Below are 16,398 nucleotides of genomic sequence, written 5' to 3' on the forward strand. Positions count from 1 at the left end.
TGATGTTGATCGAGACCTTTGGTGCTGCGCGCGACATGGCACGCCTGGCGGAAATTGCCGGTGTGCTGATTCGCCACGGCTTTGGCGACAGCGTGCGGCGGCTCGGCCTGGCCGACAAGCTCGAGCGCGCCGGCCATGCGCTGAACTGGGGCCACGTGGCCGACCTCGCCCGCATCAACCCGCCCGAACAGGTGCGCCTGGCGCTGGAAGAACTTGGCCCCACCTTCGTCAAGCTCGGGCAGGTGCTTGCCGGCCGTGCCGACCTGTTCGGCCCCGAATGGATCACCGAGTTCGAGAAACTCCACAGCCATGTTCCGCCCGTGCCGCTAGCGCTGTTGCTGCCGCAGCTGCGCGAAGACCTGGGTGGCGAGCCCAAGGCCGTCTTTGCCCGCTTTGACACCACGCCGCTGGCCGCCGCCTCGATTGCGCAGGTGCACCGTGCGCAGCTGCATGACGGCACTGAAGTCATCGTCAAGATCCGCCGCCCCGGCATCACCGAAGTCATCGACGCCGACCTGCGCCTGATGGACCGGCTGGCCTCGCTGGCCGAAGCCGAGCTGTCCGCGCTCAAGCCCTACCACCCGCGGCAGATCGTGCGCGAGCTCGCCAAATCGCTGCGCCGCGAGCTCGATTTAGCCGCCGAATGCCGCCATGCCGAGCGCATCGCCCTCAACATGGCATCGCTGCCCTACATCGTGATCCCGCGCGTGCACTGGGCCCACACCGGCCTGCGCATCAACGTGCAGGACCTGGTCGACGGCGTGCCCGGCAGCGCGCTGGACCAGCTCACACCCGAAGCCGGCTTTGACCGCAGTGAACTTGCCCGCCGCGGCGCCCACGCCGTGCTGAAGATGATTGTGGAAGACGGCCTTTTCCACGCAGACCCGCACCCCGGCAACGTGTTTTACCTGCCCGGCAACGGCATCGCCTTCATTGATTTCGGCATGATCGGCCACCTGACCGAGCGGCGGCGCGAAGAGCTGCTGCAGTTGCTGCTGGGCCTGGTCGAACGCCAGCCGCAAGCCGTGGCCGACGTACTGCTCGACTGGACGAGCGACGAGCACGGCACCAACCTCTCACAGCTCGAGGCCGAGATTGAAGCCTTTGTCGACCAGTACCACAGCACGCCGCTGGCGCAGCTCAGCCTGGGGCAAATGCTGTCCGACGTCACCGCCATCCTGCGCGACCACCACCTCGGCCTGCCGCCCGACCTGGCGCTGCTGATCAAGGCTTTTATCTCGCTCGAAGGCATGGGCCGCGGGCTGGACCCGGGCTTTCACATGGCCACCGAAGCCACGCCGCTGCTGCAGCAGATGGTGCGCGCGCGTTACGAGCCCGCGGCACTTGCCAGCCGCGGCTGGCAAACGCTGAGCCGCGCGATGGCGCTGGCCGGCCAGCTGCCGCACGACTTGACGCGCCTGCTGCGCAACGCGCGCCGCGGCCGCGTGCAGGTGGGTATTGAGCTGGCCCACCTCAAACGCGTGGGCGACCAGCTCGACCGCGCCGCCAACCGGCTGGCCATGGCCCTGGTGATTTCGGCGCTCATCATCGGCTCGTCCATCGTCATGACCGTCAAGGGCGGCCCCACGCTGTTTGGTTTGCCGGCGTTCGGGTTCGTGGGTTTTATGGGCGCCATGGCCGGCGGCCTGTGGCTGGTGCGGGCCATCTGGCGCAGCAGCCGCGGCCGCAACAGCGACGACGAGAACTGAGCAGCGCTATCTTTTCAGGAGCTGCTTGCGCCCGTTGTTAAAGGATTTCAGGCCTTTTTTACTCAAGAAAATGCGCCTTGCCGCCCGCGGGGAAGCTACAGCTTGAGCTGCGCCGGCAGGTACTTCGCCATCAAATCGTCGTAATACGGTTTGAGCTCGGCCAGCACCGGCGGCCTGTCGTTCTTGGAATAGAGGTCGTAGGGGTTGAACTTCTGCACCCACTCCATATGCGCCGCGTCCTGCGCATCCGCCAGGTGCCCGTACTGACCCTCGCGGTGCCAGGCGTAGAACGAGTGGTAGCGAATCATGTACAGCGCCGGCATCGGCAGGTGCGCTTTCAACAGCTGGTACAGGTATTCGTCATGCCCCCAGGACATGTGCACCGCGTCCAGCCCGCAGTTGGGGGCATACACACCGTACTCGCTGTTGTAGCGCGCATCCCTGCTGTCGGGGTTCAGGTCAAAGTATTCGGGGTAGACGATGCGGTCTGAAAATTTGCAGCCCACCGGAAAGGTGTCGCCCACCACGGCCCACTGCGGCTCGCCGAACAGGCACAGCACCTTGCCCAGGTCGTGGATAAAACCCGTCAGCACAAACCAGTCGGGGTGGCCGTCGGCGCGAATCGCCTCGGCGGTTTGCAGCAGGTGGCTGATCTGCGGCAGCTCGATGTCCGGGTCCGACTCATCGACCAGCGTGTTGAGGAACTCCAGCGCGGCCCAGGGCGTCATCTCGCGCTGCGAAAACGCCAGCCACTCGGCTTTCTTGCGCTGCACAAAATCGTAGGTCTGGTTCTGGTGGTTGTTGCGGTAGAACGTGCGCACCCGGTCCAGGCCGGGCTGTGCGTAGTCGCGGTAGGCCGCGCGGTCAGGTTCACTGGCCAGCAAGGGGGTTGCCGGGGCGTTGGGGGTGGTTTGCGGCATGACGGCGTTCATCGTGCCATTGTAGGAAGCCCTGCCCCTGCGTGCAAACCCGGCTGTCGCCGCGGTTTGCCGGGGTTATATTGGGCCCGGCCTCGATCCCCCGCCAGCCACCGCCCGAAAGGCTTTATGCGCCGCAGACATTTCCAGCACCTTGTGGCCACTGGCCTTCTTTTCGCGTCAGCCTTGCTGGCCAGCGCCGTCCACGCGCAAGACGCCAACCCCAAGATCGGCGTGCTCATGCTGCACGGCAAAAACCCGGGCAGCAACAACGACCCCAACATGAGCCGCATCAAGCCCGTGCTGGAAGGTGCGGGCATGCTGGTGCTTTACCCCGACATGCCCTGGTCGCGCGGCCGCTATCTGGACGGCAACTGGGACAAGGCCATGGCCGAAATGGCCGGGCACGTCAAAACCCTGCGCAGCCAGGGCGCCACGAAAATCGTCATTGCCGGCCACAGCATGGGCGTGCCCGCCGCCATGGGCTTTGCCGCGCGCGGCGGCGACGTACAGGCGCTGGTGCTGCTGGCGCCCGGCCACGTGCCGGCGCGCTACTACGCATCGATGCAAAACAAGATCGTGCGCGAAAGCGTCGACGAAGCCCGCGCACTGGTTGCCGCCGGCAAGGGCGATTCGCGTGAACGCTTTTCCGACATCAACCAGGGCAAGCAGCTGAACGTGACGGCCACTGCGAAAGACTACCTCAGCTACTTCGACCCCGAGTCCGACGCCGACATGGGCGTCACCGCCCCGCGCATTCCCGCGGCCACGCCGGTGCTGACGGTGGTGGGCGACGAAGACGGCATCAGCAAATACGCCCGGCCCTACTTCGTCGACAAGCTGCCCGCCAACCCCAAAAGCCAGTACCTCGAGGTCAAGGCCAACCACCTCACCACCCCCATCGTGGCCAGCGAGGCGATGGTGCAGTGGATCAAAACCGCGACGGCACCATGAAGCACCGGCATGCCAGCAGCGCCCACCGCCAACGCTATTATTTTGATAGCTGCTCGCACACGGCCTGATTGGGTTTCAGTCCTGTTTTCTTTAAACAAATCCCGGAACGTCCTCACTGGAACCCCACCATGACACCGCATTCCTCCGCACGGCGCCTATGGCTGCGCTACGCATTGCCGGCCTTCCTGTTGCTGAGCATGACTATGGCCGGCAACGCCCAGGCGCAAGGTGCGCCCCGGGTGGTCGACATTCCCACCCGACCCGGCGTCACCCAGCGCTTTGTCTACATCGCGCCCACCGCCCCAAACGCCACGCCCAAGGCCTCCGTCATCCTGCTGGCCGGCGGCCATGGCGGGCTGCAGGTTAACGACAGCGGCGGCTACGGTTGGGGCGGCGGCAACTTCGTCGTGCGCACGCGCCAGCAGTTTGCCGACGCCGGTTTTGCGGTGGCGGTGATTGACGCGCCGTCAGACAAACAGTCGCCGCCGTTTCTGTCGGGCAACCGGCAAAAGCCCGAACACACCGCCGACGTGCTGGCCGTCATCGCCTGGCTCAAACAGCAGTCGCCGGTGCCCGTGTGGCTGGTAGGCACCAGCCGCGGCACCCAGTCAGCCGGCTACATCGCCACCGAGGCAGCGCCGGCGCAGGGCGGCCCCGACGGCATCGTGCTCACGTCCACCATCCTGACCGACCCCAACGGCCGCGCCGTGCCCAAAATGCCGATGGAGAAACTGACGATTCCGGTGCTGGTGGTGCACCACGAACAAGACGGCTGCAAACTCTGCGCCTTCAGTGACATGCCGCAGCTGATGGAAAAACTGGCCAAGACGCCGAAGGCCGAGCTGCTGACCTTCACCGGCGGCCAAAGCCGGGGCGACCCCTGTGAGGCCATGGCGTACCACGGCTATAACGGCATCGAGGCCGAGGTGGTCGGCAAGATCAGCCGCTGGATGGCCGCGGCCAAGCCCTAGCGCGCTACGACCGCCCGGGCCGCGCTCAAGCCTGTTCGGGCTTGTCCAGCAGCTTGTCGTTCGGGCTGTTGCCCGCGGCGGTGTGGTTGAGTGACAAGCTCACGCCCGCCCGCTTCTGCACGGTGTCTACCGCATCCGGGTCAGGCGCCACGCTCCAGGCCATGGCGGTGGTCAGCACCACCAGCGAAGGAATGGCCCGCAAATAGCGCGGGTGAAACAGGAAGTCGGCGATCTTTTTCATGGCGGCCTTTCTTGGCGATGTCTGCAGGTGGTTGCCCCGCAGAAAAAAAACAAGCGTTCATCCTGCGCCGCCAAACTTAGAACCATGCGTCTGCCACGTTGCGGTTTGTAAGGAAATGCCTCAGCGGCAGGTAAAGACGCGCACGGCGCCGGTGCCGAGAGTGCCAGGCGCTATGGTATTGATAGCTGCTCGCGCACGTTCTACCTGGGCTGCAGCCACTTTTCGTGATGAAAATGGCCGTTATTTCATTCCAGAAACCGGTTCACGCACGCCATCACCCCTTCGGCCTGGTCCTTGTGCGCCTCATGGCCGGCAAACGGAATGTTCAGCAACTTCGCGCCGGGCACCTGCTCCGCCAGCTCAAACACACTGACACGCGACACCAGGTGGTCTTCATCACCGCGAATCGTCAACAACGGGCAACGGATCTGCCTGACGCACTCGCCCGGGTAACCGCTGGGGCCGTCGTCCAGCCACATCGGCACGACGGCGTCGATCAGCGCCGCAAAGTCGGGCTGCGGGTTGACCGCGTTGTACAGCGCCACCGACTCGGGGAATTTCTGGGCCCAGCTTTGCGCCGTAACGCCGCCCAGCAGCTTGCGCACCGGGTCGTCGGCCTTGAGCATTTTGTCGGTGCCAATGGCCACCAGTTTGTCGATCGGCGACGCAGTCTGCGCGGCCATGCGCAGCGCCGTGATGCCGCCATCGCTGAAACCCACCACGCTGCAGCGCTCAATGCCCAGATGCTGCAGCACAGCAGCCGCGTCTAGCGCCAGCCGCTGGTAAGTCACGCCCGCCGTGCCCAGGGTTGACTTGCCGTGGCCCCGGCTGTCGATGCCGATCACCCGGAAGCGTTTCTGCAGCAGCGGCAAGACAGTGTTGAAGTCCTTCATCGTGCCCAGCCCGCCGTGCAAAAACAGCAGCGGCGGGTCGGCGCTATCACCGTGAACCTCAAAGTAAATCTTCGCGCTGTCCAGCGTCAGGTGGTCGCCGCTGCGGTGGTCAAACTGGCCGGCCTTCACCCCCGCCGCGCGGCTGAACGTGCCGGCAGCCACGTCAACGCCCCGTGCTGCCGCGGCGCGACTGCAGCTGGTTGCTGCCGCCCACATGCGACTCCCGGTCGCTGCGGCTGTTGGCCGTGCGCTGGCCTTCGTTCTTTTGCGTGGGCTTTTGCTCACCCATCTGGTTGAAGTCGTTTTCCACCTTGCCGCCGTGGCCCGATGCTTTGGGTGTGCCGTCTTGCTCCATCGCGTCGCCGGCCTGGTTGCGTGCGTCCTCCGGTGCAAGTTGTTTGCTCTGCTTGTTTTTGGCGTTCTGTTTGTTCGGCATGGTGTGTCTCCAGATAAGGGGGTTGAACAAGGGCCAGCGTGCAAACAATGAATGCAACACCAACCCGCGTAACAACCATTCTGAAAACCCAGAATGCCCACCCATGTCAGACAGCGCCCCGTACCCAAGCGCGACAAGGCGAAGGGAAAGCAGCCCGGCTTGCTATGAATTAAATAGCTGCTCGCGCACGTTCTGCCTGGTCAAATAGCCCATTTGGCTTAAAGCCAGCGTTACATCAACCTGCAGATGTATCCGAAAACTGTGCCTCAATCTTGTGCCCATCCAGGTCCCGCACAAAACAGCCGTAATACTGCGGCCCATACATAGGCCGAGGGCCCGGTGCGCCGTCACCCTGCCCACCCAGCTCCAGCGCCTTGGCATAAAACGCATCCACCTGCGCTTTCGACAGAGCCAAGAAGCCAAAGTGCGAGCCGTTGCCCACGTGCGCCTTGCCTCCGTCGTGCGGCACACCCACCCAGAACTCCGGATACGCCCGCCCGAAAGCGATGGCCCCAGGGTGCTCCATGATCACCTTGATCTCCATCGCACCCAACACAGCGGTATAGAACGCCTTGGCACGCTCGAAGTCGTTGGTGCCGATGGAGACGTGGGACATGATGCTTTCGGGGAGGGATGGGGTGTTGGGCACGGTCGTTCTCGACGGTTTTGAAGATGAAGACAGCTTAGCCAGCCAGCGGCCGGATGGCAATTAAGACTCTACGAAAAACTGGCTCTGTAAGAAACTGGATCTAACAAACAATGACCATCCAATGCGCCAGGAAGGTCAAACAATCTGGGCGCTTTGCGAAACTCAAATAACCGATAGAGATGAAATTGGCTTTGCACTGTCTTAGACAGCGCCAGCTCCCCATGTGAGACAAAGAACGGAGTTTCTCGACCGAAAGTAGTGGTCTTCACTTCAATAAAGCGTTCTTTCCCTCCACCGTCAAAAGAGAGCACGTCATACCCAAGTCCATCCCCTTTGGACTTCGACACATGTTCGACACGCTCAGCCAATTTTTTCTCACCTAGTTGCACGAGCCTCCAGTGCTCGAACTGGAGTACAAATTCTTCGCCAGCAAATCCCAAGGATTGATTAAGCGCTTCTCGCTCTAAATAGTCGCGCTTCACCGCATGAAACGCAGGGGGCGTCCTTTCTCTCACCTCATTCTTTTTAACGGGTGCCTCGGTCTTCACGTTGGAAAAATCCGATAGGGTTGGGGTGACCGCCAATTGCTGCACAGTTATAAGTGCGGCTTGATCCAGAACAGGATGCTGCTTGACTTGGGCAATCAGGACTTCGGCCAAGAGCTCTTGATAATTTGACCGGGGTTGATAGCCCCGAAGATTAGGGAATCCCAAATCAATCATGGCTGCACTGATATTGCAATGCTTAAACTCAATGGAACCCTCCGACCTATCCTGCAGCTTGAGCTGCAAATGCCTCCTATGCTCTGCTTTATTAAATCGTTGCCCCAAAAGCTCGAGGATGAGCATTTTCAAATAGTCGGCGACGATTGCTTCTACTTCTTCGCGAGTCCAGTCCATCGGTCTCGTCCTTTATGAATTCTCGAACAATAAGCCGTTGACGTGGGACAGGCAATAACACTTTAGGTATCAGCACATTTCGTAAGAAGGGCTATACGCACGAGTCATCAATCCAATCATCCAATCAAGACCATCTCTGGGGCAGCCTTAACCACTGAATGATTTGTTCTGCAACCAACGAAACTTCTTTTTCGCTCGATAGCTCACATTCCCAGATAACTTTTACGCGATAACCTAATTTTCTAATGCGCCGAATATTTAATGTATCTCGCAACTGATTACCAACCAATTTAGGAACCCAGTAGTCCAAATTAGTATGCGGTAGGTGTCCATCTGCACAGTCGTGCCCGTGCCAGAAGCATCCTCGCACTTCCACGACGGCCAAATATTTGGGAAACAAAAGGTCCGGCGATCCAGGTAGCTCCTTCGCATTAAGCCGGAAACGAATACCCCTTTTATGCAACGCCCTACGTACCGCCATTTCGGGCTTAGTATTCGCAGATTTAATTGCTCGCATATTTCGAGAGCGCGTCTCCACAATACTTAATTCATCAGCCGACATTTCGTTGCTTAAGCCTTTGCCTCATTTGCTTTAGATGATTTTCTGCAAATGTCCGATACTCTCCCGCGCCGAAGTTTGCTTGTCGCATCAGCTCCACAGCGCCTTCAACAATTTTTTGCCTTAACGCGTCATCTTCATCAAGATACGTATCGAGATCAAATATCTCCCCCACAGCGCCAACGACCTGGATAGCGTATCGCTCTTCCGCTTGTGGAACTCGTATCGGATTCAGAGTAGATAAGCCGACGCGATCCGTGCTGGGCTTTGCAATCGGGCGGCATAGAAATGCATACGAGCACATATCAACATCTGAATCGGCTTTCACTGCATACGAGCAGCTCTCAAGCATCGTTAAAGACCATGAAGGCGAGCCCTCGAATAGCAGCTTAAGCATCCACTTGCCCAAGGCAGTCGAGAACGCATGAAGAATGCAATTTCGGAGGGGGCTGGGATTTTTACCTGCTTGTGCCGCCTCAATATGAGTACGTGTAATGCCAAAGGTCTCTTCCAGCTTTTCCGCAAAAGCCGGATGCCGGCGAATGTTGTCGGCCAGTGCTCCCAACAGCATCTTAAAAGCTACATGATCAATCCTTTCCTCATCGACTCTTGTTGTGATGAATAGAAGGAACGGCTCAATTCGCGTTCTGCGCTGGTGCTCGATCAATGCATGCACTGCGTTGTAGTAGTTTGCCTGGATCCGATTCGGCAGTTCCTCAGCAATGCAATTGCATAGATCTAAATTAATTACATCAAGGCTGCCAAACTCGATCAGCCGCTGCTTCGCCACAGATCCGTCGATTGCTAATTGCTCAAGCTTGTCAGCTACGACCGYGGACCGCTCATGAACCCACTGCCTTTGGCGCAGCTCCGCAATGGCTAGGTTAAGCGCAGTCACGTCGTCACCATTCTCTAGAACCGGGTCATTAAAACCAATGAAGCACAAGTGCATCTGCTCACGTGCACATAACTCGTACACAGAACGAACATCTAGGAGTTCCGTTCCCGGCAAACTCAGATATCTGAGGTCCCTGCGATTAGCGCCCTTGAGCTCAGTGAGCAACGTACCAATCTGCTCGTTCCATTGGTAGAGCCGAATCCAATGTTTTCTCGGTTTGTGCCAAGGTTTGAATCTAATTTTCCGAGGGACAAGGTTTTCAGTCGGGGCGGTCGGAATGTCGAAAAAATCGCTTCCATCGGCTCCGCCACTCATTCAATATCTCCACTGTCCACGATCCGGGCTATTGCTCGAAGCAATGCGCTTTGTCGTTCACGGGACATTCCATCTAGAAGGCCATAGGCAACCAGTATTTGCGCGATTCCCGAGATCTTTTCTTCTAAGCTTTTTTTCTGAAGCACGCTTTTAACGGTCTTCCTTTTCTTCGCCTCAATGGCAGCAAATACGACATTTCGATCAACAACTAATTCTGAACTTGTAGCTCTCGGCGTCTCGCTACCGCTGGAAAATACGACTGTGGGCGGCTCCTCTAGCTCGTCTGTGGCTTCCTGCCATTCTTCTAAGACGACGGTATGTATCTCCGAAATACTTGCCTCGCCTTTCTTCTCCAATTTCGTTTGTCGTATGTTTGTAGCGAGTTTTTTATGTTGATTCGTAAGCTGACGGAGTGCCTCATGAACCCATCTCTGAATGAAAAGATAATGAGGGTGTGCGTAATTGAACGACTCCCTGTCGATATTAAGAGCAGCGTCCAACCCCTGAATCACATATACCTCAGCAATGATCTGACGCAATCGCGTCTGCTCCGAAACCTGATACTTCATAAAGGTTTCATCAAATAGCGTTCCGCTCGCCCCATTTATTCGAATCAGTACTCCGTTATGGTCTTTCGGCGCAATCTTCGGTGCCCAATAAAAATACGCTTCAAAACTCAAACTCCCTCCCCTGAACTTATCAGGAATGCGGGATAAGTCTGGACTGCATTGCCCAACAAAGAGCAAGCGATCCTTAAGTGCGTGACTCGTTTCAGGCAGGCCACTAAGGTCGATTGGTCGAAAGATTTCGACGCCATCAACAATGACACGGAATGGCGTAAGAGATCTTTTGCTAACTTCGAGTCCGAGCTTCTCTGCGATGTTCTCTCCGACCGCTAAGCTCTCCTCGACCGCCTGGCCTCTTTTTTGATTTGAAAGGCGAAAAACTCGAACGTCCTCTGGTCGGGCCTGATCCAACGGATGGGCGCCAGAATATTCCAAAGGCATGGCCAGCCCGAGCGACCACAACATCTGAAGATAGTTGTCGAGTGTGTCCGCGAGATCTGGCGTTGTCCGGTCACTCGTCTGCGCCATAACCTCGCGGACGAGTATTCGAAACCGCTTATCTACTGCGTCGGTCTCGCTCCACGGAAGGTTTGCGGTGCGAGTAATTCGATCTCCTAATACTGGGTCGACTTCACCGATATGAAACACTGGGGGCCGAGAGGTTTGTGTTGCGACCTTGACGTCAATTGGATGCTCCAATGAATCCCAACGATCTTTGCTTCGGAGTAACTCCTTCGCTTGCATTTTCAGATCCATTAGGACTATATCTGTGCCATGCGCATCCAGATCATCTGCTGGAACACTCCAAACAGTAACTGTTCCAGCTTCGAATGTCTTATCTCCGCCATCTCTTTTTGCCAAGTCATCTTCGGTGTAAGTAGTTAGAAGAACATCGGCCACACGTCGAAACTTCTCTCCTCTGACTTTGGAAATGATTTGGAAATGAGGGGTCAGTTGGGAAATCGAAAACAGTCCCACACCTATTTTTCCGATGAGTCGACGCCCTCCAGGACTAAGATTTGCATCAGAAGAACTAGTAACATTTAGCGCAGCACCTCGCTTAGTTCGCTTAGAACTGCCCCCTATATGGTGCAAGATGTGTGCGAGAGTTTCCTTGGCAAGCCCTTGACCGTTATCTCTTACTCTGATTGTGTTAAATCTCGGGGCATCTGTTTCGATGATGACTTCGGTGGCATCTGCATCGTACGCATTCGCTAACAGTTCTCTAATCGCAGAGCCGGGTTGACGATAGATTCCATCGGTGATTCGCGCAATGACTCGATCATCTGTGCGGATACTCGTTTTGGAATGCCCATCGGTTCCTTCTTTTTCTTGAATATCAAGGAGCAACTGCTCCGTATCAACAAGAATTTTTGGCTCTTCCATTTGCGCCCCTTTACTTGAGATATTTCAAAATCTGCTCTGCAACTGACTTTGCAAGTGGTGGTGGAACTGCATTTGAAACTTGCTGGACTTGTGCGCTCAATGTACCTTTAAGAACAAACTCCGCCGGAAATCCCTGAAGCAACATAGCTTCGAAAACGCTAAGGCGCCTATGCCCATTGGGATGGACATGAATTTCTCTATGTCCATAAGCCACCGTTCTACTTGGTAAATCCCACTCAAGCCTACGAAACGACCGCCCGCTTCCTGTCGCTGGTTGCGTAAATTTCGGCGACTTTGGATTCATCGTCCAATGATTAGGATGTCTGGCAAACTTAGAGGCATCTGCATTCCGGAGAAAAAACGTCGGTTCCGGAAAACCCTCAATTGTTTCTCGTACAGTTTTCTTCTCTTTATGAGCCTCGCTTTGAATTTGCAGAGGTAAAACAAACTTGTCTTTATGCAAACCAACTATTAGCACGCGGTTCCTATGCTGCGGCACCCCAAAATCTGCAGCATCTACGTTCTGAATAGAAACATGAAACTTCTTCGAAAGCTTCCGTTTTAGTAGCGACAAGCGATTTTTATTACGAGGACTTAGAAGTCCCGGGACGTTTTCAAAAACAAAGAAATCAATGGGATAACTGCTTTCGAGTGCATCAAGCAATCGAAGGTACGTGGACATCAACGAATTTCTCGGATCATCTGGGCCTGCGTTGCTATTCGCCCTCGACACACCCTGGCAAGGAGGACCTCCTATTAAACCAACTGGTTTTACTCCATTTGCGATTACCGAATCGCTCACCATCGTCAGAAACTTTTTGGTCTGCAGCTTCAAAAGATCGACTGAACTCGCTGGACTACCCGGAAAATTTTGATTAAAGGATTGAACGGACGGTCCATCGTTATCAAGGGCCAGAATGCTCCGAAAACCAGCTTCGTGGAAACCTCTGTCAAGCCCGCCCGCACCACAAAATAAACTAATTACCGCTCGATCTGGGGTACCTGTGGTTGAACCTGGCATCTGACTCAAGTTCTTTTTTTCCATATCACTCATCAATCTGTCGCCGTAAGTGTATTGGCCCACATACAACATAGTTCGCCAGAGAAGCCAGCAATTTCTAGAAAGCTCATCTGGGGCCTCTTAACAAAYCAAATCATCTCCACTCCCAAAAATATACAAATGACTCCCCCGCCTTTTGAGTTTGATCATTAGCGAGTTGCTCCGTGGTCCACTTTGGTGGTTCAGAAGGAAAGCGCGCCTCCACGCACCCAGGCATGGTAATCGATGGCCCCTGCAGGTCACAAGCTAATGCAAATCCCAAGCGCCATCCTTCAGGGCTCAGCGTACTTCGACATCAGCGCCGACACAGCCGGCTTGGCACAACGCTGCAACGCCAATAACAAAGCATGATCGGGCTGAGTCACGCGGTGGCGGCTGCGCAGGTCGTCCTGAATCCGGCCCAACAAGGACGCCGCCATCTCCGCATCAGCCATAGCCCTGTGAGCCCGGCCAGCTTTGGGCAGGCGGTGGTAGTCGATCAGTACGCCGAGCTTGTGGCTGGGTGCATGGGGATAAAGCCTTCTGGYGACCAGCATGGTGCAGGCAAAGGGCTGAGTGGCCTTCTCGCCCGCGCGGTTGAGTTCAGCTTCCCAAAACCTGCGGTCAAACGAGGCGTTATGCGCCACCATAGGCGCGTTGCCGACAAAGCGGTTGGCTTCGGCCATGACTTTCTCGGCTGCGGGCGCGGCGGCGATCATCGCGTTGCTGATGCCCGTCAGGCTTTCGATGAAGGACGGGATGTAGCGCCCTGCGTTCATGAGGCTTTGAAACCGGTCCACCACCTGGCCGTGTTCGACCAGCACGATGGCCACTTCGGTCGCGCGGTCGCCCATCGCGGGCGACAGGCCTGTGGTTTCAAAGTCGATGACGGCGATGCGGCTCATGGCTCAGGTAATGTGATTACCAAAATAAAAACACCATGAAATGGACCTGCAGAGGTTCAAATTTCATGGTGTTGATCAATGTCCGGTTAGTCAATGCATTGACCCGGACCGGGCGGCTTGCTCACTTGTAGAACGACTCAACCTTGCCTTTGAGTTTGATCATCAGCGGGTTGCCCTTGCGGTCGACCTTGTTGCCCACGGGCACCTTGATCCAGCCTTCGCTGATGCAGTACTCGGCAACGTCGTTGCGCTCTTTGTCGTTGAAGCGGATGCCGATGTCGTGCTCAAAGATCGCTCTGACGAAGTGCGGGCTGCGCTCGTCGGTAGAGAGGTGGTCGGGCAGCGCTGGGCGCTCTGCTGTTTTGATTTCTTCAGTCATGGTGTCAAGTAAGAACTGGGTGGTCGCTTAGACGTCGATGTTGGCGGCGCGCAGGGCGTTCTGTTCAATGAACTCACGGCGTGGCTCCACTTCGTCGCCCATCAGCATGGTGAAGACGTGATCGGCTTCGATGGCGTCGTCGATCTGTACGCGCAGCAGGCGGCGCACGGTTGGGTCCATGGTGGTTTCCCACAGCTGGGCGGGGTTCATCTCGCCCAGGCCTTTGTAACGCTGGCGCGCGGTGGCGTTTTCAGCCTGGCCAATCAACCAGGCCATGGCCTGGCGGAAGTCGCCGATCTTTTCTTCCTTCTGGCGTTCGCCTTCACCGCGCATGACTTTCGCGCCTTCGCTGATCAAGCCGCGGAAGGTGGCGGCTGCATCGGCCAGGGTGGAATAGTCGGCGCCGTGCACAAAGTCTTGTGTCAGCACGCTGCTCTTGACGTTGCCGTGGTGGCGCCTGCTGATGCGCAAAATGGGTTTGTCGGTGCGGGTGTCAAACTCGCCGGCCACTTCGGCGGGGGCGCCGGTGGTGTTGAGCTCGCGCAGCTTGGCCTGCAACGTCACGGCCGACACTTCGGCGTCGGCCACGGTATCCAGGTTCAGGCTTACGCCGTCGGCAATGGCGCGCAAGGCTTCTGCGTCCATGAAGCCGCGCAGGCGGGCAATCACGGATTCAGCCAGCTGGTGCTTGCGGGCCAGTTCGGCCAACGTCTCACCCGTCAATACCGTACTGCCTTCAGCGCCGGTTTGCACAGACGCGTCTTTGAGCGCAATGCGCAGCAGGAAGCCGTCTAGCGCTGCGGTGTCTTTGAGGTACTGCTCTTCCTTGCCGGCCTTGACCTTGTACAGCGGTGGCTGTGCAATGTAGATGTGGCCGCGCTCCACAAGCTCGGGCATCTGGCGGTAGAAGAAGGTGAGCAGCAGCGTGCGGATGTGGGCGCCGTCAACGTCGGCGTCGGTCATGATGATGATGCGGTGGTAGCGCAGCTTGGCGACGTTGAAGTCGTCGGTGCCTGGCGTGCCGCCAATGCCGCCGGCCTTGCCGATGCCGGTGCCGAGCGCGGTGATCAGCGTCAAAATTTCATTGCTGGTCAAAAGCTTTTCGTAGCGGGCTTTTTCGACGTTCAGGATCTTGCCGCGCAGGGGCAGGATGGCCTGGAACTTACGGTCGCGGCCCTGTTTGGCAGAACCGCCGGCGGAGTCACCCTCGACCAGGTAGATCTCGCACATGGCGGGGTCTTTTTCCTGGCAATCGGCGAGCTTGCCGGGTAGGCCCATACCGTCGAGCACGCCTTTGCGGCGTGTCATGTCGCGTGCCTTGCGAGCGGCTTCACGGGCGCGGGCGGCTTCAATGATCTTGCCGACGATGATTTTTGCGTCGTTCGGGCGCTCTTGCAAATAGTCGTGCAGCAGGCGGCTCACGATGTCTTCCACCGGGCCACGCACTTCGCTGGAAACCAGTTTGTCTTTGGTCTGGCTGCTGAATTTTGGCTCAGGCACCTTCACGCTCAACACACAGCACAGGCCTTCGCGCATGTCGTCGCCGGTGACTTCAACTTTCGCTTTCTTGGCCAGCTCGCTGTCGTCGATGTATTTGTTGATGACGCGGGTCATGGCGGCGCGCAGGCCCGTCAGGTGGGTACCGCCGTCGCGCTGGGGAATGTTGTTAGTGAAGCAGAGCACCTGTTCGCTATAACCGCTGTTCCATTGCATAGCAACTTCAACACCAATGTTGGTGCCCTGGTCGCTCTGGCGGTCGCCCATGGCGGCAAACACGTTGGGGTGCAGAACGGTTTTGCCTTTGTTGATGAACTCAACGAAACCCTTCACACCGCCGGCGCCGGCAAAGTCGTCTTCCTTGCCGCTGCGTTCGTCTTTGAGGCGAATGCGCACGCCGTTGTTGAGGAAGCTCAGCTCGCGCAGGCGCTTGCTCAGGATTTCGTAGTGGAAATCGTTGTTCTCTTTGAAGATGTCGGTGTCGGGCAGGAAGTGGACTTCAGTACCGCGCTTGTCGGTGTCGTCCATGACTTTCATTGGCGACACATCAACACCATTGACTTGTTCGATGATGCGGTTTTGCACAAAGCCGCGTGAGAACTCCATGACGTGCACTTTGCCGTCACGGCGAATCGTCAGGCGCAGCATTTTGCTAAGCGCGTTGACGCAGCTCACACCCACGCCGTGCAGGCCGCCAGAAACCTTGTAGCTGTTCTGGTTGAACTTGCCGCCGGCGTGCAGCTCGGTCAGGGCGATCTCGGCAGCCGAGCGCTTGGGCTCGTGCTTGTCGTCCATCTTGATACCAGTCGGGATACCGCGGCCGTTGTCGGTGACGCTGACGGAGTTGTCGGTGTGGATGGTGACAACGATGTCGTCGCAATGGCCGGCCAGTGCTTCATCAATCGAGTTGTCGACCACTTCGAACACCAGGTGGTGCAGGCCGGTGCCGTCAGACGTATCGCCGATGTACATGCCGGGGCGCTTGCGCACGGCCTCCAGGCCTTCCAGGATCTGGATGGAGCCTTCGCCATAGGCTTCGGACGCGCCGGCCTGGTTGGTGTCGATCTTGGGCTGGAAATTGGAGCTTCCCTCGCCTGCAGCGCCGTCGTTGACGTTTACCTGATCGGCTTCGTTCGGTGTGTTTTCTTCAGTCATAGCCAGCTTTATTTCCGATCTTTTCTCGAA

16 protein-coding genes are annotated in these 16,398 nt (G+C 57.5%); 3 read left to right on the forward strand and 13 right to left on the reverse strand.

Annotation, left to right across the window (positions count from 1 at the left end; translation table 11 throughout):
- Positions 1-2 precede the first annotated feature (2 nt).
- The gene (locus AC1DYR_RS16880; RefSeq protein WP_477706123.1) at positions 3-1,709 is read left to right on the forward strand and encodes an ABC1 kinase family protein; all 1,707 of its coding nucleotides are present in this window, start codon (positions 3-5) and stop codon (positions 1,707-1,709) included.
- Positions 1,710-1,804: 95 nt separating this feature from the next.
- Here AC1DYR_RS16880 and AC1DYR_RS16885 read toward each other — a convergent pair whose 3' ends face one another.
- Positions 1,805-2,641 carry an inositol oxygenase family protein gene (locus AC1DYR_RS16885; protein ID WP_477706124.1) on the reverse strand — a complete coding sequence of 279 codons (837 nt, stop codon included), beginning with the start codon at positions 2,639-2,641 and terminating at the stop codon, positions 1,805-1,807.
- Positions 2,642-2,755: 114 nt separating this feature from the next.
- Here AC1DYR_RS16885 and AC1DYR_RS16890 point away from each other — a divergent pair, with 114 nt between their 5' ends.
- Both AC1DYR_RS16890 and AC1DYR_RS16895 read left to right on the forward strand, forming a co-directional pair.
- Positions 2,756-3,580 (forward strand): alpha/beta fold hydrolase, encoded by an 825-nt coding sequence (locus AC1DYR_RS16890; RefSeq protein ID WP_477706125.1) that lies wholly within the window; start codon positions 2,756-2,758, stop codon positions 3,578-3,580.
- A 128-nt stretch (positions 3,581-3,708) separates the two neighbouring features.
- Positions 3,709-4,551, forward strand: a complete 843-nt coding sequence (locus tag AC1DYR_RS16895; protein WP_477706126.1) for an alpha/beta hydrolase — start codon at positions 3,709-3,711, stop codon at positions 4,549-4,551.
- Positions 4,552-4,576: 25 nt separating this feature from the next.
- Here the strand turns inward: AC1DYR_RS16895 and AC1DYR_RS16900 are convergent, their stop codons facing one another.
- The 12 genes from AC1DYR_RS16900 to gyrB form a co-directional block, all read right to left on the reverse strand.
- Positions 4,577-4,792, reverse strand: a complete 216-nt coding sequence (locus AC1DYR_RS16900) for a hypothetical protein (RefSeq protein ID WP_477648569.1) — start codon at positions 4,790-4,792, stop codon at positions 4,577-4,579.
- Between the two features lie 245 nt (positions 4,793-5,037).
- Positions 5,038-5,847, reverse strand: coding sequence for an alpha/beta fold hydrolase (locus AC1DYR_RS16905; protein ID WP_477706127.1), 810 nt, complete (start codon positions 5,845-5,847; stop codon positions 5,038-5,040).
- A 1-nt stretch (position 5,848) separates the two neighbouring features.
- The gene (locus tag AC1DYR_RS16910; protein WP_477706208.1) at positions 5,849-6,121 is read right to left on the reverse strand and encodes a hypothetical protein; all 273 of its coding nucleotides are present in this window, start codon (positions 6,119-6,121) and stop codon (positions 5,849-5,851) included.
- Positions 6,122-6,356: 235 nt separating this feature from the next.
- Complete coding sequence (locus tag AC1DYR_RS16915) at positions 6,357-6,737, reverse strand: VOC family protein (RefSeq protein ID WP_477706128.1); 381 nt, start codon at positions 6,735-6,737, stop codon at positions 6,357-6,359.
- 101 nt (positions 6,738-6,838) lie between these two features.
- Positions 6,839-7,669 (reverse strand): protein NO VEIN domain-containing protein, encoded by an 831-nt coding sequence (locus tag AC1DYR_RS16920; RefSeq protein ID WP_477706129.1) that lies wholly within the window; start codon positions 7,667-7,669, stop codon positions 6,839-6,841.
- A gap of 124 nt (positions 7,670-7,793) precedes the next feature.
- Positions 7,794-8,231, reverse strand: a complete 438-nt coding sequence (locus tag AC1DYR_RS16925) for a very short patch repair endonuclease (protein ID WP_477706130.1) — start codon at positions 8,229-8,231, stop codon at positions 7,794-7,796.
- Complete coding sequence (locus AC1DYR_RS16930; RefSeq protein ID WP_477706131.1) at positions 8,221-9,441, reverse strand: PP_RS20740 family protein; 1,221 nt, start codon at positions 9,439-9,441, stop codon at positions 8,221-8,223. Before AC1DYR_RS16930 ends, AC1DYR_RS16925 begins: the two co-directional genes overlap by 11 nt.
- Positions 9,438-11,393, reverse strand: a complete 1,956-nt coding sequence (locus AC1DYR_RS16935; protein WP_477706132.1) for an ATP-binding protein — start codon at positions 11,391-11,393, stop codon at positions 9,438-9,440. Before AC1DYR_RS16935 ends, AC1DYR_RS16930 begins: the two co-directional genes overlap by 4 nt.
- A gap of 10 nt (positions 11,394-11,403) precedes the next feature.
- Positions 11,404-12,447: a DNA cytosine methyltransferase gene (locus AC1DYR_RS16940; protein WP_477706133.1), complete on the reverse strand. Its 1,044-nt coding sequence runs from the start codon at positions 12,445-12,447 to the stop codon at positions 11,404-11,406.
- Between the two features lie 278 nt (positions 12,448-12,725).
- Positions 12,726-13,337 (reverse strand): 3'-5' exonuclease, encoded by a 612-nt coding sequence (locus AC1DYR_RS16945; RefSeq protein WP_477706134.1) that lies wholly within the window; start codon positions 13,335-13,337, stop codon positions 12,726-12,728.
- Between the two features lie 121 nt (positions 13,338-13,458).
- Positions 13,459-13,716 (reverse strand): DUF3297 family protein, encoded by a 258-nt coding sequence (locus AC1DYR_RS16950; RefSeq protein WP_457281890.1) that lies wholly within the window; start codon positions 13,714-13,716, stop codon positions 13,459-13,461.
- 27 nt (positions 13,717-13,743) lie between these two features.
- Complete coding sequence (gyrB, locus tag AC1DYR_RS16955) at positions 13,744-16,368, reverse strand: DNA topoisomerase (ATP-hydrolyzing) subunit B (RefSeq protein ID WP_477706135.1); 2,625 nt, start codon at positions 16,366-16,368, stop codon at positions 13,744-13,746.
- Positions 16,369-16,398: the final 30 nt, after the last annotated feature.

It is taken from the genome of Polaromonas sp. P1_F9, assembly GCF_056405615.1.

Coding starts and splice junctions, on each gene's coding strand:
- AC1DYR_RS16880 (WP_477706123.1), top strand. CDS start 3: ATGTTGATCGAGACCTTTGGTGCTGCGCGCGACATGGCACGCCTGGCG.
- AC1DYR_RS16940 (WP_477706133.1), bottom strand. CDS start 12,447: ATGAGTGATATGGAAAAAAAGAACTTGAGTCAGATGCCAGGTTCAACC.
- gyrB (WP_477706135.1), bottom strand. CDS start 16,368: ATGACTGAAGAAAACACACCGAACGAAGCCGATCAGGTAAACGTCAAC.
- AC1DYR_RS16935 (WP_477706132.1), bottom strand. CDS start 11,393: ATGGAAGAGCCAAAAATTCTTGTTGATACGGAGCAGTTGCTCCTTGAT.
- AC1DYR_RS16950 (WP_457281890.1), bottom strand. CDS start 13,716: ATGACTGAAGAAATCAAAACAGCAGAGCGCCCAGCGCTGCCCGACCAC.
- AC1DYR_RS16885 (WP_477706124.1), bottom strand. CDS start 2,641: ATGAACGCCGTCATGCCGCAAACCACCCCCAACGCCCCGGCAACCCCC.
- AC1DYR_RS16910 (WP_477706208.1), bottom strand. CDS start 6,121: ATGCCGAACAAACAGAACGCCAAAAACAAGCAGAGCAAACAACTTGCA.
- AC1DYR_RS16900 (WP_477648569.1), bottom strand. CDS start 4,792: ATGAAAAAGATCGCCGACTTCCTGTTTCACCCGCGCTATTTGCGGGCC.
- AC1DYR_RS16920 (WP_477706129.1), bottom strand. CDS start 7,669: ATGGACTGGACTCGCGAAGAAGTAGAAGCAATCGTCGCCGACTATTTG.
- AC1DYR_RS16915 (WP_477706128.1), bottom strand. CDS start 6,737: ATGTCCCACGTCTCCATCGGCACCAACGACTTCGAGCGTGCCAAGGCG.
- AC1DYR_RS16925 (WP_477706130.1), bottom strand. CDS start 8,231: ATGTCGGCTGATGAATTAAGTATTGTGGAGACGCGCTCTCGAAATATG.
- AC1DYR_RS16890 (WP_477706125.1), top strand. CDS start 2,756: ATGCGCCGCAGACATTTCCAGCACCTTGTGGCCACTGGCCTTCTTTTC.
- AC1DYR_RS16895 (WP_477706126.1), top strand. CDS start 3,709: ATGACACCGCATTCCTCCGCACGGCGCCTATGGCTGCGCTACGCATTG.